General features: G+C 47.2%; 17 protein-coding genes. 7 read left to right on the top strand and 10 right to left on the bottom strand.

The window, feature by feature from the left end; genetic code table 11:
- Window positions 1-134 precede the first annotated feature (134 nt).
- From QUB35_RS00125 to QUB35_RS00110, 4 genes are all read right to left on the bottom strand, one after another.
- A complete protein-coding gene (locus QUB35_RS00125) occupies window positions 135-731 on the bottom strand; it encodes a Uma2 family endonuclease (RefSeq protein ID WP_333138202.1) in 597 nt (198 codons plus the stop codon).
- A gap of 67 nt (window positions 732-798) precedes the next feature.
- Window positions 799-1,215, bottom strand: a complete 417-nt coding sequence (locus QUB35_RS00120; protein ID WP_333138200.1) for a VOC family protein — start codon at window positions 1,213-1,215, stop codon at window positions 799-801.
- A 168-nt stretch (window positions 1,216-1,383) separates the two neighbouring features.
- Window positions 1,384-2,034, bottom strand: coding sequence for an MAE_28990/MAE_18760 family HEPN-like nuclease (locus tag QUB35_RS00115; protein ID WP_333138198.1), 651 nt, complete (start codon window positions 2,032-2,034; stop codon window positions 1,384-1,386).
- Window positions 2,031-3,143, bottom strand: coding sequence for a DUF262 domain-containing protein (locus QUB35_RS00110; protein ID WP_333138196.1), 1,113 nt, complete (start codon window positions 3,141-3,143; stop codon window positions 2,031-2,033). Before QUB35_RS00110 ends, QUB35_RS00115 begins: the two co-directional genes overlap by 4 nt.
- Window positions 3,144-3,514: 371 nt before the next feature.
- On the opposite strand from QUB35_RS00110, the gene cax reads away from it, so the two are divergent.
- Window positions 3,515-4,636: a calcium/proton exchanger gene (gene cax, locus QUB35_RS00105; protein WP_333064517.1), complete on the top strand. Its 1,122-nt coding sequence runs from the start codon at window positions 3,515-3,517 to the stop codon at window positions 4,634-4,636.
- Window positions 4,637-5,787: 1,151 nt separating this feature from the next.
- Window positions 5,788-7,857 (top strand): serine/threonine-protein kinase, encoded by a 2,070-nt coding sequence (locus QUB35_RS00100; RefSeq protein WP_333138193.1) that lies wholly within the window; start codon window positions 5,788-5,790, stop codon window positions 7,855-7,857.
- A 112-nt stretch (window positions 7,858-7,969) separates the two neighbouring features.
- On the opposite strand, the gene QUB35_RS00095 is transcribed toward QUB35_RS00100, so the two are convergent.
- From QUB35_RS00095 to QUB35_RS00080, 4 genes are all read right to left on the bottom strand, one after another.
- Window positions 7,970-8,521 carry a GUN4 domain-containing protein gene (locus QUB35_RS00095; protein ID WP_190745799.1) on the bottom strand — a complete coding sequence of 184 codons (552 nt, stop codon included), beginning with the start codon at window positions 8,519-8,521 and terminating at the stop codon, window positions 7,970-7,972.
- Between the two features lie 44 nt (window positions 8,522-8,565).
- Window positions 8,566-10,266, bottom strand: a complete 1,701-nt coding sequence (locus QUB35_RS00090) for a calcium-binding protein (RefSeq protein ID WP_333138191.1) — start codon at window positions 10,264-10,266, stop codon at window positions 8,566-8,568.
- Window positions 10,267-10,405: 139 nt separating this feature from the next.
- Window positions 10,406-12,124, bottom strand: a complete 1,719-nt coding sequence (locus tag QUB35_RS00085; protein ID WP_333138189.1) for a calcium-binding protein — start codon at window positions 12,122-12,124, stop codon at window positions 10,406-10,408.
- Window positions 12,125-12,350: 226 nt separating this feature from the next.
- Entirely contained in the window at window positions 12,351-12,989 is a 639-nt protein-coding gene (locus QUB35_RS00080; protein ID WP_333138187.1) for a transaldolase family protein, read from the bottom strand.
- 279 nt (window positions 12,990-13,268) lie between these two features.
- On the opposite strand from QUB35_RS00080, the gene QUB35_RS00075 reads away from it, so the two are divergent.
- Window positions 13,269-13,496: a hypothetical protein gene (locus tag QUB35_RS00075; protein WP_333104712.1), complete on the top strand. Its 228-nt coding sequence runs from the start codon at window positions 13,269-13,271 to the stop codon at window positions 13,494-13,496.
- A 179-nt stretch (window positions 13,497-13,675) separates the two neighbouring features.
- Here the strand turns inward: QUB35_RS00075 and QUB35_RS00070 are convergent, their stop codons facing one another.
- Complete coding sequence (locus QUB35_RS00070; protein WP_333138185.1) at window positions 13,676-14,341, bottom strand: ElyC/SanA/YdcF family protein; 666 nt, start codon at window positions 14,339-14,341, stop codon at window positions 13,676-13,678.
- A 96-nt stretch (window positions 14,342-14,437) separates the two neighbouring features.
- On the opposite strand from QUB35_RS00070, the gene QUB35_RS00065 reads away from it, so the two are divergent.
- From QUB35_RS00065 to QUB35_RS00055, 3 genes are all read left to right on the top strand, one after another.
- On the top strand, window positions 14,438-15,109 hold the full coding sequence (locus tag QUB35_RS00065; protein WP_333138183.1) for an aminotransferase class IV: 672 nt from the start codon (window positions 14,438-14,440) through the stop codon (window positions 15,107-15,109).
- Between the two features lie 120 nt (window positions 15,110-15,229).
- Window positions 15,230-16,681, top strand: a complete 1,452-nt coding sequence (locus QUB35_RS00060) for an anthranilate synthase component I (RefSeq protein WP_333138181.1) — start codon at window positions 15,230-15,232, stop codon at window positions 16,679-16,681.
- A 133-nt stretch (window positions 16,682-16,814) separates the two neighbouring features.
- The gene (locus QUB35_RS00055; RefSeq protein ID WP_333138179.1) at window positions 16,815-17,375 is read left to right on the top strand and encodes a hypothetical protein; all 561 of its coding nucleotides are present in this window, start codon (window positions 16,815-16,817) and stop codon (window positions 17,373-17,375) included.
- Window positions 17,376-17,519: 144 nt separating this feature from the next.
- Here QUB35_RS00055 and QUB35_RS00050 read toward each other — a convergent pair whose 3' ends face one another.
- Window positions 17,520-18,680 (bottom strand): quinone-dependent dihydroorotate dehydrogenase, encoded by a 1,161-nt coding sequence (locus QUB35_RS00050; RefSeq protein ID WP_333138176.1) that lies wholly within the window; start codon window positions 18,678-18,680, stop codon window positions 17,520-17,522.
- 230 nt (window positions 18,681-18,910) lie between these two features.
- Here QUB35_RS00050 and QUB35_RS00045 point away from each other — a divergent pair, with 230 nt between their 5' ends.
- Window positions 18,911-21,832 carry a GAF domain-containing protein gene (locus QUB35_RS00045; RefSeq protein WP_333138174.1) on the top strand — a complete coding sequence of 974 codons (2,922 nt, stop codon included), beginning with the start codon at window positions 18,911-18,913 and terminating at the stop codon, window positions 21,830-21,832.
- Window positions 21,833-22,022: the final 190 nt, after the last annotated feature.

Here is a 22,022-nt window from a genome sequence, read left to right as displayed (position 1 = left end):
TTGCGGATATTGAGATGCGAACAGAGGTGGTTAAAGGGTGCGCGATGATCTATTAGACATCTCCCATAATTATCGTGGAACAGGCATCCTGCCTGTTCAAAACCTGCTTTTTAGGAGAAGTCTCTTAATCCCAGCTATTTTTGGAGTGCCTGTTGAAAAGTCTTAACTGCATCAACATGATTCACCATATTGATGCAACGCAACAACAAATCCAAATCGATCCCTTTCACTTCCTCACTACTGGAAACCTTTTCATAGTGAAGCGCATCGCCCTCTCCCCGCAGGTGATAAACCTCTAACAATCCATCTTCCCAAAACCACACTTCAGGAATTTTCAGCCGCTTGTATGCCTCCATCTTGTCGATCCCGCCACTGGAAAACACGATCTCGATCGCCAAATCGGGTAGCCTGCGACCAGGAGCAAGTTTATAAGATTCATCCGCCTCTCGCTTGACTTTTCCCGTTTCACTTTCCAGAGTCATTGAGCCAGTTGGAGTAAAGTCAAACCCCGCCATCAGCAGGTAAAGCTCCAACAATCCGGCAATTCTCTTCTTAACGGTTTCGTGGGGTTCTCCAGGCATTAGTTTAATCTCCAAAACTCCATCCAGGAAAGAAAGTCGATATCCTGGACGGTCTAACAATTGCTCAACTGCTTTGAACTCTCTCCAAGTGAGTCCCTCAAACAGAAGGGGTGATTCTTTTCTGGGTGGTGCGATGATTGCTGCGGTCATTTGATTCTCCAGTCTATTTCCAGATGAGAAACGATCGGGTTTGGAGGGCGATTGGTTTATTATAACTTTAAGTAGCTTTCTCCACTGTAAATCCGATTTCTTGCCCGTAGGATAGTTCCAGCGTGTGACCGTCCGGGTCTCGCAAAAAAGCCCAGTAGCCGATCGGATATCCAGCATCTTTTGGTTCCTCAAGCAGTACGCCTTCTTGACGTGCTTTGTCGCAGAGTTCCTCCATATATTCGCGGCTTTTGCAACCTACTCCGAGGTGTGCAAAGGGAGACAGAACGGGATGTACGGAGTCTGTTTGAATTAGCACAATTACAAAAGGGCGAGTGCGATCGGAAAGCCAGACCACAGCAACTCCAGCTTCTGCATCGATGCGGCGGTGAACGACCTGCATTCCTGCATACTTGGAGTAGAATTCGATACTGCGATCGACATCTGAAACGGGCAGTGCGATGTGTGTGAGACCGATATCAATCATATGTTATGTTGCTCCAGTTATATTAGGCTTAACATCAATAATTGTTACTTCCCATACCATAATTTTAATGAGATGCTCGCCACTTTGCCACTTTCAGATCGATTTCTTTTTTGAAAAAATCTAGTTTTCTTGATATGGCTGATAATTATTGACTCCTGTTGTCATTATCTAAGGTGAATCCCGCCTAAATTTTTTCTGAATAGCAGCATTTTCTATCTGGTTCCGAAATATATCGAGCATTCCTATAATGTCTCTGTGTAGCTCTAGATATTCATCCCTATCAAACACCGAATCCTCACCGTGGGCAATTTCGTTCCTTGTCTTTAAAAGCTTGGTATCAATTAATGGCGATTGAGGAGAGTATATTGAAAAGTCAATTCCGAGAATATAAGTTATTTCTTTTAAAATCTCAGAAGATAAATTCGAGGCAGTAGATATTACATCTTTAGGTAGGATACATCTTTGATTTAATTCGGAAAGAAAGAACTCACAAACAGGTATATACAATGATGGCTTATGTGTCTCTTTTGCCTCTTTAAGTTTTTCTTTCATGGCCAAAGCTAAAAAATTACTAGAAAGCTCCTGATAGGTAAGCTTTTTTGAGATAACATATTCTAGATAAGAGTTGGCTGCTAGCTTGACAAAACCTTCCCAATGGGAATAGAGAATACATACTCCACTCCGAACTAATACTTTATGTCTTTGGTCAGAAACATTTTTCGCTTCTATCAAAGATTTCATTTCTGACAGTTCCTTCTTTCGCCAAGCAAGATCCGTTGCCAATTTATCGCTTAATTGTTCCGCTGTTCGGATGCTCATGAAGGGGAAAAGACCTCTCTACCAAGCGGAATAAGATAGGGTAAGCGTCTTGCGGCATTCTTTCCTGCTCCCGACCATTTTTGATAAATTGGATTTGACCAAATATTTTTTATATGATTACTTATTTGCTCTTTTGGAATGGGATTTTGATAGTTGTATCCAATTCCTAGTGCTACCACCTCATATGCAGATAATAGAAACCCTCCCAGGAATTTATCATTCTCCGATTTATATCGCTTGAAGCTGTCCTCTCCCATAGCTTCATTAAGCATACTGAATGTCACATCAAACGCTCTCTCTATGTGGCGGCTATCCAAATCTTTTTTTATAGCCATTTCACGCATTCTAGCCGTTAGGAACTCGCTAACATCACCGCCCAGCGTTTGAATACTTGCATAATCTCGATCGAAGAAAAGAATAAAACGCAATACTAATTCCATATCATACTGTTCTTCATAAAGTCTATCGCTCAAAGCAATGCAGCTTTTAAATGACTCCCGATCGGCAAGTGAACGCATTAAATTATATAAATTCTTATTCAACATTAAAAGAATGCCATTTCTTACTTCTTGCGGTGTAGCAATCGATCCTCCTGTATTCAGCCGCTGAAAAAGCTCATACTTAATCATTTCATCACTTTCTTTTGCAACAATATTGACGTATATTTTGGTTCTTTTTATCAATAAACGCTGCGCCTGAGTTAAAGAGTTATCTTTATCGTCAGGATCGTTCCATTTTTTACCTTTTAACGAAGGTAAGTAAGTAGTTTCTTGTAAGGCGACAGCAGAAAATGTATCTTGCTCTCGATTGTCTGGTTTCAAAATACCTACAAATTCATATATGGTTGAGAGTCTCTGCAAACCATCGATCACATCCCAAATCCCATCATCTCTTTGACTGACAAAAATGGGTGGAATCGGTATACCTAAAAGAATTGATTCTATAAACCTGGATTTTTGAGAATCCGACCAACGAAAAAACCTTTGAAACTCTGGGTGAATATCGATTTCCTTACTCTCATAAAGACTGATCCACTCGCCAATAGACATTGAGTAGCTATCTGTCCGAATTTCTTGCCTTGTTTTGTCAATCTCTTCTTGTAGAGGCATGGCTGAAGCAGTCCTAAGTATTATGTATAGCTATACTTGCAGAATGGCAATATTTAAAGATTATATCACTGAACGAATATCTGAAAAAACGATCGCCCAGAAAGAGTCAACTTTGCTCTCAAGACAATGCGGAACCTGATGCGATCGAGCGGGTAGAATAGAAAAATCCATTGAACCGATCGGCTAAACCAATCCCTCTCTTAGTTTGTCACATCAGTGAAAGCAGCAATGCAGCGATCGCCCGTTAGCGAAGCTTGCAGAAGAGGATCGCCCACCCCCAGCTTTAAGCGAACACCCAAATCCGTCACCCTCACCCTTTTTTCATTTGGTCACAGGCTATGATTGACGGTTGGCAGCTTTTGAGAATCTAAATGCTAAACACAAATACAATTATTTCCAGTCTGCTGTTATTTATCCCAGTTTCCATCGCCGGACACTTTCTCGGCTGGGAATCCTCCACAATCTTCATCACCTCGGCTTTAGCCATCATCCCCCTAGCCGCGTGGATGGGAACGGCCACCGAAGAAATCGCCGTCGTCCTCGGTGCCAATTTGGGGGGTTTGCTGAACGCTACCTTCGGAAATGCCACGGAACTGATTATCGGCATCGTCGCCCTCAACGCCGGACTAATAGATGTTGTCAAGGCCAGCATCACCGGTTCAATTATGAGCAACCTGTTGCTGGTGATGGGATTGGCGATGCTGCTGGGTGGCTTGCGCTACAAAGAACAAGATTTTCAGCCGACAGTCGCCCGGTTGAATGCTTCAGCGATGAACTTAGCCGTGATTGCCATTTTGGTGCCGACGGCAGTTAATGCCACCTCTATTGGCATCCCTCCGGCAACTATGCAGAACCTCTCTAGCGCTGTTGCTGTAGTGCTGATTGTCGTCTACGTGCTGACGCTGCTGTTTTCTATGAAAACCCACAGTTATCTGTACGATGCAGGGGTGGCAGAAATAGAAATGCTGGAAGATTTAGCCGAAAATAACTTAGCACCAGACAGTCCTGACCACAAAGTCAATCTGCCGCTGTGGATTGGGGTGCTGTTGGCCTGTACCCTGATGGTAGCTGTCGAGTCGGAACTGTTGGTGGGTACTCTCGAAGAAGCGACGGCGCGTTTGGGGCTGACATCATTGTTTACCGGCGTGATTTTAGTGCCGATTATTGGCAATGCTGCCGAACATACGACGGCGGTGACGGTGGCGATGAAAAATAAAATGGATTTGTCGGTTTCTGTGGCCGTGGGTTCGAGTTTGCAAATTGCTTTGTTTGTTGCCCCGGTGTTGGTTTTGGCAGGTTTTGTCTTGGGCAAACCGATGGACTTGAATTTCAACCCGTTTGAACTTGTAGCAGTTGCGGTGTCGGTGCTGATCGCCAATTCTATCAGTTCTGATGGCAACTCTAACTGGCTCGAAGGTACTTTGCTGTTGGCAGCTTATACGGTTTTGGCGCTGGCGTTCTACTTCCATCCAGTAATTGAGGGACTTGTTTAAAACGCTTTCTTATCGGGAAGCAAGAGGGAAGAGGGAAGAGGGAAGAAGGCAGATTTTTTCACTCCCTCACTCCCCCACTCTCCCACTCTCCCACTCTCCCACTCTCCCCCTCGCCCACTCTCACTTATTTCTTCGAGAATGGTGGTTGCGATCGTACAATTGAAAGGTGGCTGCTCTCTCGTTATTAGTTCTGGTCTGTTTGTACATTATGTGCTGTCAGTCAGGGATTTGTGACCTCGATCGGCTGTGACAAACAACAAAACCTTTGGCCTCAACCCGATCGTGAGATCGCAGTGTCCCCGGTTATAAAAAACACGGGATGCTGAAGTCAAGCGAGACTCAAACCTCCCTTGACTTCAGAGACGCTGCAAGATTTCAATCAAGGGTGCTCATGAGTCTTTTACTAGGTGTGCTACGATCGTCATAAGTAGTTGAAAACTGAGTTGGACTTGCATAGCCAAAAAGTTCACCAAAGTTAGTCATACTTAACTTGACTGATTAACATTATGGGCGGTATGATTAAATCAATGCCGAAAAAAAGGCTTAATTATCTGGGAGAGTAAACCGAGCGTGCAAGTCAAAAATGACCAGCCTGTCACAAGGTAGAACGGGATCCCGCGTTTCGTTAAATTGGTTGAAAATAGTGGATGACTCATGGCTACAAGCTTCAACTAAAATTAATTCATTAGGGCGTTGCTCCGCCCGAATTAACGCCTGTGGACAAGAAAGAGCCGACTCCCTTGGGTGAAGCAGGAAACAGACCCTTCAGGAGTAATTCTGATTGAAGGGTGAGGCTTAAATAAGTTTAGCCAAGTTTTGTGTAGCAGTAAACCACGGTCGATTTAAAACTGACCAGCCTATAAAAAGGTCGAACGGGATACCACGATTCGTTAAATTGGTTGAAAATAATGGTTAAAGAAGGGCTAAAAGCTTCCACAATAATAAATAGTTGTACAGACTGGAAAAATAGGGTGCTGCTCCACCCGAATTTACGCCTGTGGACAAGTAAGAGCCGACTCTCTTGGCAGAAGCAGGAATCAGACCCTCTAGAAAATACTTCTAGTTGAATGGTGAAGCTTAGATAAGTTTAGCCAAGTTTTGTAGAGCAGTGTCCAAGTAAAACTTGATAGAGCAACCTCAATCAGGGTTATGTGGCTTCTGTGAGTTATTGCCTCAATCCCAAATGCCCGAATCCCTCCGATCCAGCCAACTCTGGCAAATCCGCGTGTATCCACTGCGGGTCTCAACTTTTGTTGGAAGGTCGATATCGGCTAGTCACGCCTCTCGGAAACGGTGGCTTTGGCAGAACATTTGAAGTGGACGACAACGGCGCCCGAAAAGTGCTAAAAGTCCTGCTCAAAGACCATCCCAAAGCTGTAGAACTTTTTAAGCAAGAAGCCGACGTATTGGTCAGGCTGAGACATCCAGGTATTCCAAAAGTCGATCGCGACGGTTATTTTACATTTACGCCAGCTCACAGCACAGAGTCTTTTCACTGTCTGGTGATGGAGAAAATTGCTGGGGCCAATTTGCAAGACTGGCTGAAACATCGGGGCCGCCCGATCAGTCAAGAACAAGCTCTGAATTGGCTCAAACAACTGTCGGAAATTTTAGACCAAGTTCACCGACTCAACTATTTTCATCGGGATATCAAGCCGCACAATATTATGTGCAAGCCCAACGGGCAGTTAGTGCTGATAGACTTCGGGACTGCTAGGGAAGTGTCGGGGACTTATTTCGCTAAGGTGGGCCAGGGACAAAATGTGACTGGTATTGTTTCTCCCGGCTACACGCCGCCGGAACAAACTAATGGCAAGGCTGTTCCGCAGTCAGATTTTTTTGCTCTGGGGCGCACTTTTGTTTATTTGCTGACTGGAAAGCCACCGACTGCGTTTCCAGAAAATCCCCGCACGGGCAGATTGATGTGGCGCAAAGGAGCTCCTCAAGTTTCCGACCCCGTGGCTAATGTGATCGATTACCTGATGGCGCCTTTTCCGGGCAATCGACCTCAAAGTCCCCAGATGGTTTTGCAGTGCTTGGAGGAAATTAATCTCGACGGCGCGGAAAGTCAGTTGCCCACTCAGTTGCCGACGACGGGGCAAACTAAAATTCGCGCAACAGCCGGGGAGGCTGGGGCGAAGAAGCAGAGTTCCAGAAACCGCCTCAGACCTCTGGATTCGGGATTGAACAAGACCGAGAAAGATGTTTTTGATTGGAAAAAGAAGTTGCTGGCGGGCACGGCTGTTTTGATGGTGAGTATTGGGGCGTCTCAAATTTACGGTTCGCTGCGTTACGGGGTGTTTCCAGCAAACCCCGTGTGGCTGCTTTCTACTTTACCTAGCACTCAGTTTTTGCAAAGAAGTTTGGATAATGTCGGGAGTGTAAAAGCGACCGCCCTGTCGCCTGACGGTCAAACTTTGGTGAGCGCAAGCTTTGGGACGATTAGAATTTGGAATGTGAGGACGGGACGGCTGGTGCGGACTCTCAATTCGGTGCATTCTAAAAAATCTGTCAACACGCTGGCGGTGAGCCCGAACAGCTCGATTTTGGCCAGCGGCGGCGGCGACAATAAGGTGATTCTCTGGGATTTGAAGACGGGGCGACGGATGCGGACGATTCCCGCTCACACAGCCGCCGTCAATGCGATCGCTTTTAGCAGGGACGGTAAAACTCTCGCTAGCGGCAGCGATGATAAAACTATTCGCTTGTGGAATGTCAGAACCGGCAGCAGGTTGCGGACTTTGAGCGGCCACGCCGGAGGAGTAAACGCGATCGCTTTGAGCCGGGACGGTAAAACTCTCGCTAGCGGCAGCCAGGACAAGACTGTGCGTTTGTGGAATCTCGGTACCGGAGAAGTCAGAAGAATTATCACAGGTCACGGGGGCCCGGTTAATGCTGTGGCTTTTAGCCCGAACGGGCAAATTGTGGCTAGTGCTAGCACCGACAATACGATCCGTTTGTCTAACGTGCAAGACGGGAAGCGCACCCGCACTTTTAAAGGGCATTCGAGTTGGGTGAGGACGATCGCCTTTAGCGCGGACAACCGCACTTTGATTAGCGGGGGCGGAGATATTATAGTTTGGGATTTGAAGACGGGAAAAGAAAGAAGCACTCTTTCTGGTCACAGTCAGTTTGTGAGTTCTGTGGCTATTTCCAGAGATAGCAAGACTTTTGTGAGCGGCAGTCCCGATCGCACTATTAAGATTTGGCGAATGCCATAGTCCTACTATTTTAGATTTTAGATTTTAGATTTTAGATTGAAGAGTCGAGGCGAGCGAGAAATCCCATCCCGACTCCGACGTGGAAGTCTGGGCATTGCCCGCCCTACAACTGTTACTTGCCGCAATTGGCAAAAGTAGAAAACAGGTTAAATTCTGTAACCCTCCACGCTTGCCATGTCTGCGCGCCCGCAAAAAGACTGTACCTAGTTATGCTTTTATCGCTGTCCACATAACTTTGCCAGCTTAATGAAGCAACAGTTGGATACTGGGCTGGAAACTCCCCTGGTATAGGACTTACTTGCGAGCTCATGTTCCATCCTACTTGCTTGCTAAAATCTTGAATTTGACCTTCGCAAGTTCGACAGTTAGAACCGCCGACTTTCTGCCAAATCTCTAACTGTGGAGTCAATCCATATTTGCCGTTGCTCGATTGCATCCACAGCCGATCGATCGCGCGGAGGTTCGGACAAGACAGATTGGCGGGGTTGTTGCGGATCAGAGAGACTGTTTCTTGATCTGCTTCGTACCATTTTTTGGCTTCTAATAAGGATTGAAGTTTGCTAAATTCGCTGTTGCTTTCTTGTGAATTAGCGGTAAATGCTGGTTGCAAAACTGCAATAAATGTGCCTACTAATGCGAGGGATAGTTTGCCAAGTTTAATCATGTTCCCTGAGTAAAAGTGATTTAACAAAGGACAGTTTACCATCTCTAGACCGAGATGAAATCTTCAGAGCCAATAAAATTGGGAGCAACACCTGTCAAAGAAGCTAAAACTTCACCGCTGCTGGCTACTCTAATTAATGTGCCGTTAGTTCCAGAGGAAATTGATAGCTGTCCGAAGGTCAAGCCATTGATTAGTTGAATGGTATCTTGACCGTTGGCGAAATCAGAGATGGTATCAACTCCTAACCCCGCACCTAAAACAAATACATCGTTGCCCGCGCCGCCGACAAGATTATCGTTTCCCAAACCGCCGTTGAGGGTGTCAAAACCTTTGCCGCCAGACAGGTTGTCGCTGCCGCCTCCCCCGACAAGGATATCGTTGCTTCGCAAACCCGTAAGTGCGTCATCGCCGTCTAAACCGTTGATATTATCACTGCCGGGAGTGCCTATCAGGTTGTCGTTGCCGTTCGTGCCGTTGATGGCGTTTGGAGAGTTATTGATGCCGCCTGAAGCGTTGCCGGTGTCAGAAACGAATACGTCTTGAACCCTGTTAGTGTCACCAGGCACGAGGTTGGATGCTTCAGATACAAACGCCACAAACCTCCCGTCGGCTGAGATGGAGGGAGTAGAGGAGACATTGTTGGCTTGAGCGCCGCTGGAACTGGCAGAGACGCCGGTGGTGGTATTCGTTAACAAGTCGCGCACGAAGACATCGGTGGTATTGTTTGTGTCCCCCGGCACGAGGTTGCGGGCATCAGATCCAAACGCTACAAACCGCCCGTCGGCTGAGATTGAGGAGAACTGGGAGGGTAAATTGCCGCGCTCGCCACTGGAACTGACAGAAACAAGGGTAGTAGTGTTAGTTGACAAGTCGCGCACGAAGATGTCGTTGCTATTGCTAGTGTCCCCTGGCACCAAGTTGGACGCATCAGATTCAAATAGCACAAACCGCCCGTTGGCGGAGATGGAGGGAAGGGAGGAAAAGCCGTTGGCCCGAGCGCCGTTGGAACTGACAGAGACAAGGGTAGTGGTGTTGGTTAACAAGTCGCGCAGGAAGATGTCGTTGTCAGCGTTAGTGTCTCCCGGCACCAGGTTAGTGGCCGCAGATGAAAACGTCACAAACCTCCCGTCGGCTGAGATGGAGGGAGAGTAGGAGCTGCGGTTCCCCCGATCGCCGCTGGAGCTGACTGAGACGCTAGTAGTGGTGTTAGTTGATAAGTCGCGCACGAAGATGTCGGGGGCATTGTTGGTGTCCCCGGACACCAGGTTGGAGGCATTAGATGCAAACGCCACAAACCGGCCGTTGGCGGAGATGGAGGGCCCTGAGAAGAAATCGGCGGAGGAAGAGCCATTTCCCCGATCGCCGTTGGAGCTGACTGAGACGAGGGTGGTTGTATTGGTTGACAAGTCGCGGACAAAGATGTCGCGTTGGTTGTTAGTATCCCCCGGTACGAGATTGGTGGCATCAGAATAAAACACTACAAACCGCCCGTCACCGGAGATGGAGGGAAAAAAGGAGTTGCTATTCCCCCGATCGCCGCTGGAGCTGACTGAGACGAGGGTGGTGGTATTGGTTGATAAGTCGCGGACGAAGATGTCGCCATTATTGTTAGTATCTCCCGGCACGAGATCGGAGGCAGCAGATGCAAACGCCACAAACCGCCCGTCGGCGGAGATGGAGGGACGGTTAGAGAAGGCGCTTGCCCGATCGCCTGTTGAGCTAACTGAGACAAGATTAATAGTCATAAGTCCTCACACTAAAATTGCAACTTTGGTAAATTGATGAGCGATTGATGGATTGTTGGCGAAGTTCGATCGCGCTCTTTGAGTAAAAGTCAGAGCTTCGGCGAAAGAACACAGCAGACAATTGAGAATGGGCAGATATCTAAACAGAGACGAAATCTTCAGAGCCAATAAAATTGGGAGCAACGCCTGTCAAAGCAGCTAAAACTTCACCGCTGCTGGCTACTCTAATTAATGTGCCGTTAGTTCCCGGCGAAATTGATAGCTGTCCGAAGGTCAAGCCATTGATTAATTGAATGGTATCTTGAGAGTTGGTGAAGTCAGAGATTGTATCAACTCCCAACCCCGCACCTAAAACAAATAGATCGTTGCCCGCGCCACCGAATAGAATATCGTTTCCCAAACCGCCGTTGAGAGTGTCAAAACCTTTGCCGCCAGACAAGTTGTCGCTGCCGCCGCCCCCGACAAGGATATCGTTGCTTCGCAAACCGGTGAGTGTGTCATCGCCGTCTAAACCGCTGATATTATCGCTGCTGGGAGTGCCTGTGAGGTTGTCGTTGCCGTTCGTGCCGTTGATGGCGTTTGGAGAGTTATTGATGCCGCCGGGAGCGCTGCCTATGTCAGCAATAAAGAGGTCTGGGCCGTTGTTGGTATCTCCCGGCACGAGATTGGCTGCAAAAGATGAAAACGCTACTTTCTGCCCGTTGGCCGAGATGGAGGGGAACTCGGAGTCGCTGTTCCCCTGATTGCCTGCTGAGTCAACAGAGAGACGGGTGGTAGTATTCGTTAACAAGTCGCGCACGAAGATGTCTTCTTTATTGTTAGTGTCCCCTGGCACGAGGTTGGAGGCCTCAGATGAAAACGTCACAAACCGCCCGTCAGCGGATATGGAGGCGGACCCGGAATCTTGGTTGCCCTGATTGCCTGTTGAGGAAATAGAGACGCGGGTGGTGGTATTGGTTGATAAGTCGCGCACGAAGATGTCGTTGTTATTATTTGTGTCCCCCGGCACGAGGTTGGTGGCACGAGATGAAAACGCCACAAACCGCCCGTCAGCAGAAATAGAGCCACGGATGGAGCCGCCGTTGGCGATCTCGCCATTGGAACTCGCAGAGACAAGGGTAGTAGTATTGGTCAACAAGTCGCGCACGAAAATGTCGCGACTGTCGTTAGTATCCCCAGGCACGAGGTTGGTGGCAAAAGAGTAAAATGTGACAAACCGCCCGTTGGCAGAGATGGAGGGGAATGAGGAGTAGTCGTTCGCGGGAGCGCCACTAGAACTGACAGAGACGAGGGTGGTGGTATTAGTTGACAAGTCGCGGACGAAGATGTCCTCCTCATTGTTAGTGTCCCCCGGCACGAGGTTGGAGGCTGTAGATGAAAACGTCACAAACCGCCCGTCGCCCGATATGGAGGGATCCCCGGAAAACTTGTTCCCCCGATCGCCGCTGGAGCTGACTGAGACGAGGGTTGTGGTGTTGGTTGACAAATCGCGGACGAAGATGTCGTTGTTATTATTTGTGTCCCCCGGCACGAGGTTGGTGGCATCAGATTGAAACGCCACAAACCTTCCGTCAGCAGAGATGGAGGGGTCGTAGGAGCTGTCGTTCGGCTGATTGCCTGCTGAGTCAACTGAGACGCGGGTGGTGGTGTTGGTGAGCGTGTCGCGCACGAAGATGTCGTCGCTATTGTTAATATTATTGTTCGGAGCTCCGATTCGGAAGATGGATTGTTGAAGTGTAAACGCCACAAACCGCCCATCACCGGAGATGGATGATTTGACCGAGTAACGGTTGCCCTGCACATCGCCTGCTGGGTCAGAGATGCCTGCTGAGTCAACTGAGACGCGAGTAATAGTCATAAGCCCTGACATTTAAGAGTACAAGTTTGGATATCCCTGCGGTTGATGGAAATTATTCAATAAGCAGCTCTCAAAGTCAATTCATAAAAGTCATAACTTTGAGTTCATAAAAGCCATATTTATCAACAAATGTTACCAACAGTAGACAAAATAGCCAAACTCATATGCAGTCAGCGAGCGAATGATACTTGCTCCAGAATTAATCAAGTTTTCTGTGTTCCAAAATCTAATAACTAATTCCCCGCCCGTTTTTCGCAAATTCATCCACAGTTTGCTGCGATAATTCATGAACAGCCATCGCCTGCAACACGTCAAAAGGCAATGTCAAATGATGGGCGCCAGCTAATAAAGTCTTTACCGCTTCTTCCGGCGATTTAATGCTAGCTGCCAAAATTTCAGTATTAGTTCTCTGCAACACATTTGCCATATCCCGCACTAACGCAAAACCGTCTCCCAATAATCTGGTGGCGCGATTCACGTAGGCGATCGCATATTTGGCCCCCGCTTCTGCTGAAACAACTGCTTGTGAGGCGCTGTATATCGCCGTCACCGCGCAAGGAATTTCTGGTGACAAATGCGCTACTGCTTGAAAACCAGCCGCCGTTGCTGGAACTTTCAAAACTGTTTGCTGTCCAATTAATTCAAAAGCCGCTTTTCCTTCTGCTACCATGCCATCAAAATCAGATGCAGTTAGCTGATAATACACTTCCCCCGGAATAAGTTTCGCCAGTTGTGTGAGCGTCACATCGGGAGATAAATCGCTTTTTCCCAGGAGGGTTGGATTAGTAGTAATTCCCGAAAGCCAGCCGAACTGGCTCGCCTCTTTTGCTTCTGCTACAATTGCAGTATCGAGATAAATTCCCATCAGCTCTACCCCTTTATTTTCTTAGTTTATTCTGAGTTTTCCGAGGCTTAGTTTCAATTTGATGTCACTGAGCGTCACATTGATTGTTAGGTATTAACTGTAGCAGATTTGTGAAAACATCGCTAGTAAGTAAAAATAACAATTAAGTGATGGGTATCACGTCACTTGCTGATTACGATCGCCATGTAAGAAAACTTCGATCGCCAAATGCCGGAAACAAACAATTTATATTTGTAGTATGGGTTATGTATGCAGTAACTCAAGGAGGTGACTCATAAAATGAGAGAAAAAGAAAATCATCAGTCACAAGTCAGTCTTGAAGAATCTTGTGACAAAGCGGAGTTTGAAGAACCAGCAGCAGCCCCTCAAGACTTGCCAGAAAATGATAATTCTCAAACCGAGTCTCAAGCATTTGAAAATCACGGTGAAGATGGTTTGAAGGCTCTAGCACGCTTAATGATGGTGAGTCTAACTTGGTCGCTGGCAGGACTTTCCAAACGCGAGTAAGTTATGGAACACTACCGCAACGGGGAAGCTATGATTTGTGAGTTTTGTTGTAAGTTTTGTTTAACTCAAAACTTACAACTCCCGGACTTACATGATGTCCGGTTAGTTGTAAGAAAATCCGTTTTTAGTGAAGACTTTCGTCCTTAAAGCAAGGACTAAAGTTTTCAACAGACCACTTATCACTTTTCTTGAATTCCTTCAAACGGCCCCAAAAAAGTCGGTTCTGGACGGGTAACACGCACTTCCCAAAGCGCTTTGATGACTGCCAAAAATTCGCGGAAACTGTAGCGAATCATGCCCTTTTGGCGAAATTTGCCCCAATCCGGCGTTCCTAAGCCGATCGCCTGTATGCCCAACCGGCGACAGGTATAAACAGCGCGGGCTAAGTGAAAGTTTTGGGTAACTAAAACAGCCTTCGTTATGCCAAAAATCTCTTTCGCCCGGTAGCAACTTTCATAGGTACTAAATCCGGCATAATCAAGAACGATATTATTAATCGGTACGCCCTGGGCTTCGGCGTAGTCCTGCATTGCTTGGACTTCGTTGTAATCGACCGTGCTATTGTCTCCTGTCATCAAAAGTTTGTCCACTCGGCCCGCTTTGTACAAATCGACGGCTGCTTGCACTCGATCGGCTAACATGGGGCTTGGAGTGCCGTCTTCCCAAAGTCCGGCACCAAAAACTATAGCAATGGGTTCTGCCGGCACGTTAGCTATATCGCTGTGGCGGTAGTTGCGGGTAACAAATCGGACGTAGTAGTTGAGGGCTAGAGGTGCGATCGCTGAGGTTAATATTAACAGCCCGATGACAAGGCGCCATTGAAATCTAAAGGATTTAGGCAACATAAATTCAAGTTAACTTCCTATATAATTACACAAACAGACCGCTTCGCGGGTCTAATAATTGTCTTGTTCCCGAATTTACATTATATTGACAAAAATATGATTCAACACCAGCCAAACTTTGAATTGCTGGAATCACTTTTATGGCAACCCAAAAACGGCTATTTTTTGCTAGACAGACATCTTCAAAGATTAGAGCGATCGGCTGATTATTTTAATTTTCCCCTATCGCTAACAGAAGCAAGCAAAGCTTTACAAGCATTAAGTCTGACTTGCGGGTCAGTCAAACAAAAAATACGGTTAACAATATCTTGTGAGGGAAACATAACATTACAAGCTCAGACACTAGATAGCGGTATCTTAAAAATCGGTGCATCTGTGGGAATTGCCCGCAAACCGATCGACTCTCAAAGCCCATTTCTTTACCACAAGACAACTTACCGAGTACCTTATACAATGGCTTTGGAGTCGCAGCCCCAATATCAGGATGTCTTTCTGTGGAATCAAGATGGAGTGATCACCGAATCCACGATCGCCAATATCGCGATCGATACACCCGCCGGTCTAATCACACCTCCCGTCAAGTGCGGTTTACTACCGGGGACGTTTCGTTCTCAACTTTTAGAGGAGGGAAAAATCAGAGAAGAATTAATTACATTAGATGATTTGCGTAGTACCCAAACTCTATTTCTCATTAACTCCGTTAGGGGCTGGATACGCCTCAAAAAAGAAGCAAACCGAGATGTTTGGAAAGTGGTAAGTAATGGCTGAGATAACGCTGGCAATCGGTTTTAGTAGGGTGCGAACTGTGCACCTTACTAAAAAAACCGATAGTGTCAAAATTGACTCGTTGCGTAAGTCCTGAAAGTGTTAACCATAGTGCAATCTATTATGAAACAAATACAACCTTGGCATTGGCGAAAGCTTCCCCTAAATCAGCGCCGCGGATCGGAGATCTTTCAAATTTTATTTCTCGGTCAAACCGCCGACAGTGCAAGCTCAATATCGGATTGTTTCCCCCGCGATATGGCTGTTCTGCTAGAAAGTCCAGTTACATCTTCTACTAACTTAGCACGATATTCTATTTGTGCAGGTTCTCCCCGGATAATTGACGGTCAATCTCAGCTATGGACACCGCCAGTAGGTGAAATTTTACCTTTTTTGCGCGCTCTTTTGGACTCTCAAAAGCAAAATTTAGCAGTGGATGTACCGCCGGAAATTCCTTTTAGTGGGGGTTGGTTGGGATGGCTGGGTTATGATTTAGCATGGGAAATCGAACACCTGCCCCAACTCAATACCGATCCGCTTCCTTTCCCGGTTAGCTGTTGGTACGAACCAGAATCTTTTGCGGTTTTAGACCATCAAACGCAAATTCTCTGGTTGGCTGCGAGTCAACCTTCTCACCTCGATGTTATGCAGCATCAATTAGAGCAAACCGATCGAGAAATAATCCAGAATAAATTACCGGGAAATTATCAACAAAATTCGGCTACTCCTATTTTCCAATTATCTCAAAGTGAGTATAAAGAAATAGTGCAAAAAGCTCAGAAGTATATTCATGCGGGCGATATTTTTCAGGCTAATTTATCTTTGCGGTTTGAATCCCGTACAGATTGCAGTAGTTGGTCAATTTACCGCGCTTTGCAACAGATCAATCCTTCGCCTTTTGCAAGTTATTGGCAAACTCCGTGGGGGGCGATAGTTAGTTGTTCGCCGGAAAGACTCGTTCAATTATTAGGAAAAAAAGTGGATACTAGACCGCTCGCGGGAACGAGACCGCGAGGTTTAACCTGCATTCAAGATGAGCAATTAGCACAGGAATTAATAGAGAATATCAAAGAAAGAGCCGAACATATTATGTTAGTTGACTTAGAGCGCAACGATATCGGGAGGGTGTGTGAATGGGGTTCGGTAAAAGTTAACGAATTTCTGACCATTGAACGCTACAGTCACGTGATGCACCTCGTCAGTAATGTTATCGGTACATTAAGACGAGATTGCGACGCGATCGACTTAATTCGAGGGGTATTTCCGGGCGGTACGATTACAGGTTGTCCGAAAGTGCGCTGTCTGGAAATCATCGAAGAATTGGAACCCGTGAAGCGCAATTTGTTTTACGGTTCCTGCGGTTATTTGGACTGGCGCGGCAACCTGGATTTAAATATTTTGATTCGCACCCTTTTATATGCACCAAAAAGTGACGGTACAACCGGGGGAGTTGTTTGGGGACAAGTGGGTGCGGGGATTGTTGCTGATAGCGATCCAGAAAGGGAATGGCAGGAGTCACTGCATAAAGCTCAAGCTCAAGTTAATGCTTTGAAATTAGCGAAAATATTTGATTAGATGCGTGTTAGATAAATCGACGTGTTAAGATTGTTGAAGATTTAGATCGCCGATTTACTTTTGATGTAATACTGAGTGAAATAAATCGAAAAAAAAAGATTTCTTGTAGTATTAGTGTTAGGAAACTGTTGGTATGGTGTTGCCTGATAGTTTTTTTAGCGATCGCACAGTGAGTCAGATTCTGGGTGAACTCATGGATATTAGACGAGACTGCCAAAGCTGGTTAGCTGTTGGAGAAGCTCACTATCACGATCGCAAAGGAAAAGCAGAAGCAATTAACAAAGCCCCTGAATGGCTGATTCCTGTGTATCATCCTCAACGAGGTACAATCAACTGCTATAAAGACTGTCTAAACATCAGCAAGTTGTATGAAGCTGGCTGGACATATATAGACGGTAAATTGATAGTTGCAGTTTATTCAACCGTTGACCTTTGTCGAGGCTATCCGGTAGATATTTCCTTACTTGAAAACTACTTGCCTCCCCTGCAAAAATACGGTGTTCCTATGATGATTTTTCCCTTCAAGCGAGAGATAATTCTCCAGCAAAAAATTATCTATGAAACGGAATCTGCCTACGGAACGAAAAGCCAGCTTGTTGATGTCGCTCAAGTTCAAGATATGATACCTAGGGCGTGGTACGATCGAGATTATAAAGTTTTGATCAAATACAGCGATCGGCTAGTGCCTTTATAAGGAAATTTCAAGAGTTAATCAGATACTAAAGGTGGCGGCGATTATTTCCGGGAGTGGATGGCTGCTCAATGCACTGATCGAAGGGTGCAACAAGGGTAATATTGATCGGGCATCCTGCCCAAGACTTGCTTTTCACTCCTATGTCTATTGATTTTCCGAACCTACTGCCTCAGAAATCGAACTAAATCCGCGTTCTTCCAACTTTTGCAACAAACCTTGGAGAATCCGACGCACCATCCAAGGCCCTTCGTAAACCCAACCGGTGTAAACTTGAATTAAACTCGCACCGGCGGCTATTTTTTCCCAAGCATCTTCGGCGGTGAAAATGCCACCAACTCCAATTATGGGCAATTCGCCTTTTGTATATTGCCAGATAAATCGGATTACTTCTGTCGATCGCTCCCGCACAGGAAGCCCGCTAATTCCCCCGGCTTCTTCGGCGATTGGTTTGCCTGTTTCTCGCAATATTTGTGTTTTCAATCCATCGCGGCGGATGGTGGTATTTGTGGCGATAATTCCTGCTAGTTGGTAGGTTTTTGCTAAGTCGAGGATTGATACGAGATCCTCGGACTCCAAATCCGGCGCAATCTTGACTAAAATTGGCTTGATTCCCTGATTTTCTTGTTGCAAAATTTCCAAAATTGTGCTAAGCCCAGCAGCATCTTGGAGCGATCGCAACCCCGGCGTATTTGGAGAGGAAACGTTGACTACAAAATAGTCGCCCCAATCTTTTAGCAGCTTAAAACTCTCAAAATAGTCGGCTGCTGCTTGCTCTAACGGTGTTACCTTAGATTTACCGAGATTGATGCCCAAGGGGAACCGAGACTGAGGCATGGGGCGCTGGGCATCGAATTTTGACTGTTTCTGTGCTGCCTGAAACCGGGCTGCCATTGCCGCGGCTCCTTGATTGTTAAATCCCATGCGGTTGAGGGCTGCACTGTCCTCCGTCAAGCGAAACAAGCGAGGTTGGGGGTTTCCCGGCTGTGGTTGACAAGTGACAGTGCCGAGTTCGGCAAAGCCAAAGCCAAAATTTGCCCAAATGTCAGCAGCTACGCCGTTTTTATCAAATCCCGCAGCTAAGCCGACAGGATTGTTAAAGCTCAGTCCCCACAAAGATTGTTCGAGGCGAGAATCTTGGACTCCCAAAGATTTCTGCAATCGAGAGAGCATTTGGCTGGTGGCGGGGTTTGACTGGGTTCTGGCTGCGAGTTCGAGAAGTTGGAGAGTGCGGTTGTGCACCCACTCGGCATCGGTTTTCAATACGGAAAACAACAGTGGGCGTACACTTGATTGATAAATATCCAATGATTTGTACTGGGGCAATTTACAAATTAGAAAGGAGAAGGCAAATAACAATATTCACGAGCAGACAGTGAAGGGGAAGTTTTTACTTCAACTTCGATCGACTTTATCCAATGTTTGAGATTGAAGGATAAGTTAGACGATTATATTATATGTTGACTCTTTTGCATTTTAATTTGTTGAATATTTAAGCTAGTAATTTTAAATTAGACAAGGTGCGGGGAAGCTTGGAAATGGGGCAGCAGCAAAGACCAAAGGATTTAGACGAACAAATCGCGACCCTAGAGCGCGTTCTCCTGACTCTCCGAGAAGAGGAGAATGTGGAAGTGCTACTTTCGACCACACTCGGTTACTTGCAAGCGGAATTTGACTGGCGGTTGATTTGGATCGGGTTGTACGATCGACAAGCCCACAGATTGTTCGGGAAAGGCGGCATAACTCCTAACGGCGACCTGTCTTTTCTCAAACAGCGGTTTGCTCTCAGTCCGGGGGATTTGCTCGAACAAGTGGTGATTCAGCTCCGCCCGGTGGGAGTTCCGGATTTGCGATCGGAAAACCGAGCCGGAGAATGGCGCAAAGCAGCTCAAACTTTCAATATTCAAGGCACGACTCTGTTTCCGCTGCGCTACAAAGACCGCTGCTACGGCGTGATTTTGCTCGGAACTGAGGTATGGGGAGCGTCGCCAAAGTCGGGGGAAAAAACGCAGTTGGCGATCGTATTTGGAGCGCTGGCAACTGCTCTTTACCAAATAGAAAAAGACTGGCAGCGACAACAAGTTAAACACCCAGACGAGTCTCTTTTTGCGCTGATTTCACAGTTGGGGGAATTGCGATCGCTCGACCAATACTTGCAAGCGGTGGTCGAACAAACTCATGAATTTATCGAGCCGACACGCACTAATGTTTACTGGTTCGAGCGAGAGCGACGCTATTTTTGGCGCCGAGTCAGCAACCGCGAAGTTACTCCGGGTTTGGGCGGGCCGGGCCGACCGGCTTCGGGCATCACCGTCCAAGACTTGGGCGAATTTTATCAGGCTTTGGGCCGGGAAGAAATGGTTTGGATCGGTGAATCTCAAAGTTCTCTGAAAACTGAGCTGACGGGGCGGTTGATGCAGCAAATCCGCGCTCGCTCTCTGTTGGCTGCGCCGATTGTTTCAGAAGGGGAATTGTTGGGATTTTTGGCAGTCGAAGCCAGCGAACCCCGGATTTGGCAAGACAATGAAAAGCATTACCTGCGGGGAGTGGCGCAGTTAGTGGCTCTGACGGCTCCTATGTCGGAGATGGAGGAGAAAATTCAACAAACTGAGATCGATCGAGATTTAACTGCCGGAATAGCTCACGCCATCTACAGCGATGCTGACTGGGAGGCGACTTTGAAAAATACCGCCGCACAGTTGTGCGATCGGCTCAAATGCGAATACTTTTTGCTGCTGCTGTACGGCGAAGAACAAAATCGCTTTGAAATTGTCTGCCAACATTTGCCCCGCAATCGCAGGCCAGTGCCGTCGCCACTCAACGCCCTAGATGTGGCTGACTTGGGGCTGTTGCAAGAAAGTGCACCTCTAGCTATTGAAAATTGGGAGGAAGACGGGCGGTTGGGCGCTTGGCGGGAAGTGTTGGGGGAAGCTGGGGTGCGATCGCTTTTGGCATCGAACACTAGGGCGAAAAAGGCAGAGGGAGAAAACCCCAATCTAAAATCGAAAATCGCCAATCGCAAATCGATCGAGGGTTTGCTGGTTGTCGGGCACAGTGCAACTCGCACTTGGAGGCGATCTGAGCAAGAATTAGTTCGGCTAGTGGGCGAACAACTCGGATTGATCCTGCACTCGTGGCAGCAGAGTTCGGCAATCGACAAATATCAGCAATTTGAGCGATCGCTCAAATCGGGTTTGGCGGTTTTGCACCATTCTCCTGATGAGCAATCTGAGCAAGAGATATCTGCTGCTTCACCGACGATGTTCCCAGAGTTGCCGTTACAAAAGCTCGATCGTAACTTTGCTCAACACGTTTCCCAGACAATTGCCTGTCCTTTAGTAGCCGTAATTACTTGGAATCCCGGTGATGAGGAAGGTTCCATCGTGGCGACGGTAGCTGCTAATCCCGTATTTGCCCTCAATCCCGAGGCGGTGATTCCTGTCCAAACAGATGCTTTGATCCAACAAACCCTGGCTGCTAACTGCGTGGTGCAACAGAGCACGAGCCAACTGCCACTGGCGACAAAGCGGTGGCTACGCAGTCCGGGAATTGGCGAGATTATGACGGTGGCGCTGCGGACGGCCCCAGAACACGCTCCGGTGGGCGTTGTGGTGGCTGCAGACGCTCCGGGCCGCCAATGGTCGGAGTTGTCGGTGAGTTTACTCAGCTCGATGGCGTCTCAGTTGGCTTGGTGGCGCAGGTATTTGGCGGTGCAATCAGCCGCCGAGTCGCAGCGATTGGATCTGGAGTTGCTCAACTGGTACAAACAGCGCCGTTTTGAGGAGTTTTACCGCACGGTGGGAGCGGGGGTGAAGGAGTTGGGGGAGTTGAGTCAGTCGATTTTGCAGTCGGCGAAGGAACAAAAGGATGCTCTGAAAATGTTGCGATACCAACAGGTTTTGCGGCAAATGGGCAATGCTTTGGGGTCAACTCATTTGCTGCTGAAACAGGAACATTGGCGGCTGCACTTCGCACAAGATGCGGTGGCTGTGAGCGCTTGGCTGAGGCGATCGCTCGATCGAACGGCCCCCCTGGTCAAACAGTCGCAAGTCTTGCTGGAAGTGCACAGAGAAGCTGCTGTGTCGATGCCGGCAGGCCAGACTTTGAGCGTTCGCGGGGACTGTATCAAGCTGGATTTGATACTGTGCGAATTGCTGGCGACGGCTTGCAGGCGCTCTGCTGTTGGCGCCAAGATTGAGATTCGCTCTCAGTTGTTGGGGGAAGATTTGTTAGAATTGTCTGTGATCGATAGCGGCGCGTGCGATCGACACTTAATTGCTGCCTTCAACGGCGGTTCCGAACCCGATATATTAGCGGTTTCTAGTTCCCATAGGTCGATCGTGCAAAATCTCTTAATTTGTCAGCGAGCAGTAGACTTAATGGGGGGAAACTTTTCTATAGAAATGTTAGAAAACAATTTAATTGTCGCTAGTTTAGTGCTGCCCCTAGCCAATTCTTAATCTTGTAAAATTTTGTAAAAGTTCCAAGCTGCGATCGAGGATTGTAGGGGCGGGTTTCACCAACAATAATTGCCTAAAACCCATAATTTCATAAACCCGCCCCCACCCAAGGCTAAACCGCCATCTACCTCGCTGCGATCGAGGATTGTAGGGGCGGGTTTCACCAACAATAATTGCCTAAAACCCATAA

The organism is Microcoleus sp. B13-B6 (assembly GCF_036705405.1).
Lineage (GTDB): Bacteria > Cyanobacteriota > Cyanobacteriia > Cyanobacteriales > Microcoleaceae > Microcoleus.
Note: the sequence above shows the minus strand (reverse complement) of the source record. Positions and strands in the feature narration are given on the sequence as shown.

What these genes read in the sequence shown, in the direction of transcription:
- QUB35_RS00125 (WP_333138202.1), bottom strand. Translation starts at nt 731, where the DNA reads ATGACCGCAGCAATCATCGCACCACCCAGAAAAGAATCACCCCTTCTG.
- QUB35_RS00120 (WP_333138200.1), bottom strand. Translation starts at nt 1,215, where the DNA reads ATGATTGATATCGGTCTCACACACATCGCACTGCCCGTTTCAGATGTC.
- QUB35_RS00115 (WP_333138198.1), bottom strand. Translation starts at nt 2,034, where the DNA reads ATGAGCATCCGAACAGCGGAACAATTAAGCGATAAATTGGCAACGGAT.
- QUB35_RS00110 (WP_333138196.1), bottom strand. Translation starts at nt 3,143, where the DNA reads ATGCCTCTACAAGAAGAGATTGACAAAACAAGGCAAGAAATTCGGACA.
- cax (WP_333064517.1), top strand. Translation starts at nt 3,515, where the DNA reads ATGCTAAACACAAATACAATTATTTCCAGTCTGCTGTTATTTATCCCA.
- QUB35_RS00095 (WP_190745799.1), bottom strand. Translation starts at nt 8,521, where the DNA reads ATGATTAAACTTGGCAAACTATCCCTCGCATTAGTAGGCACATTTATT.
- QUB35_RS00090 (WP_333138191.1), bottom strand. Translation starts at nt 10,266, where the DNA reads ATGACTATTAATCTTGTCTCAGTTAGCTCAACAGGCGATCGGGCAAGC.
- QUB35_RS00085 (WP_333138189.1), bottom strand. Translation starts at nt 12,124, where the DNA reads ATGACTATTACTCGCGTCTCAGTTGACTCAGCAGGCATCTCTGACCCA.
- QUB35_RS00080 (WP_333138187.1), bottom strand. Translation starts at nt 12,989, where the DNA reads ATGGGAATTTATCTCGATACTGCAATTGTAGCAGAAGCAAAAGAGGCG.
- QUB35_RS00075 (WP_333104712.1), top strand. Translation starts at nt 13,269, where the DNA reads ATGAGAGAAAAAGAAAATCATCAGTCACAAGTCAGTCTTGAAGAATCT.
- QUB35_RS00070 (WP_333138185.1), bottom strand. Translation starts at nt 14,341, where the DNA reads ATGTTGCCTAAATCCTTTAGATTTCAATGGCGCCTTGTCATCGGGCTG.
- QUB35_RS00065 (WP_333138183.1), top strand. Translation starts at nt 14,438, where the DNA reads ATGATTCAACACCAGCCAAACTTTGAATTGCTGGAATCACTTTTATGG.
- QUB35_RS00060 (WP_333138181.1), top strand. Translation starts at nt 15,230, where the DNA reads ATGAAACAAATACAACCTTGGCATTGGCGAAAGCTTCCCCTAAATCAG.
- QUB35_RS00055 (WP_333138179.1), top strand. Translation starts at nt 16,815, where the DNA reads ATGGTGTTGCCTGATAGTTTTTTTAGCGATCGCACAGTGAGTCAGATT.
- QUB35_RS00045 (WP_333138174.1), top strand. Translation starts at nt 18,911, where the DNA reads ATGGGGCAGCAGCAAAGACCAAAGGATTTAGACGAACAAATCGCGACC.